Origin of the sequence: Clostridium pacaense (assembly GCF_020709765.2) — a bacterium.
Taxonomy (GTDB): domain Bacteria; phylum Bacillota; class Clostridia; order Lachnospirales; family Lachnospiraceae; genus Enterocloster; species Enterocloster hominis.
The window spans coordinates 1-877 of record NZ_JAJFEB020000060.1; the positions used below are offsets into that span (position 1 = coordinate 1).

Below are 877 nucleotides of genomic sequence, written 5' to 3' on the forward strand. Positions count from 1 at the left end.
TGTTAATGGAACTGCCTGGGAAGGCAGGCCACAGAGGGTGAGAGCCCCGTACATGAAAACAGTAGGCAGCGGCGGTATCCAGAGTACCACGAGACACGAGAAACCTTGTGGGAAGTCGGAGGGACCACCCTCCAAGGCTAAATACTACTTAGTGACCGATAGCGCATAGTACTGTGAAGGAAAGGTGAAAAGGACCCCGGGAGGGGAGTGAAAGAGAACCTGAAACCCTGTGTTTACAAGCTGTGGGAGCACGTTAAGGTGCGACCGCGTACTTTTTGTAGAACGGTCCGGCGAGTTGCCGGTACTGGCAAGGTTAAGCACTTAAGGTGCGGAGCCGAAGGGAGACCGAGTCTTAAATGGGCGTCAAGTCAGTACAGGCAGACCCGAAACCGGGTGACCTATCCATGTCCAGGTTGAAGCGGAAGTAAAATTCCGTGGAGGACCGGATCCACATCCGTTGAAAAGGGTGGGAATGAGGTGTGGATAGGGGAGAAATTCCAATCGAACCCGGAGATAGCTGGTTCTCCTCGAAATAGCTTTAGGGCTAGCCTCGTATCAAGTTTAGCGGAGGTAGAGCACTGAATTCCTAAGGGGGCGTCAAAGCTTACCAAGGGATATCAAACTCCGAATGCCGCATAAATGATGTACGGGAGTCAGACTGCACGAGATAAGTTGGGTAGTCAAAAGGGAAAGAGCCCAGACCTACAGCTAAGGTCCCAAAGTGTGTGTTAAGTGGAAAAGGATGTGGGATTTCAAAGACAACTAGGATGTTGGCTCAGAAGCAGCCACACATTCAAAGAGTGCGTAATAGCTCACTAGTCGAGAGGTCCTGCGCCGAAAATGTCCGGGGCTGAAACACAACACCGAAGCTTAGGAA

At 51.4% G+C, this 877-nt stretch carries 1 rRNA gene; it reads left to right on the top strand.

The window, feature by feature from the left end:
* Positions 1–877: ribosomal RNA gene (locus tag LK536_RS58455) — 23S ribosomal RNA — on the top strand; the annotation flags it as partial.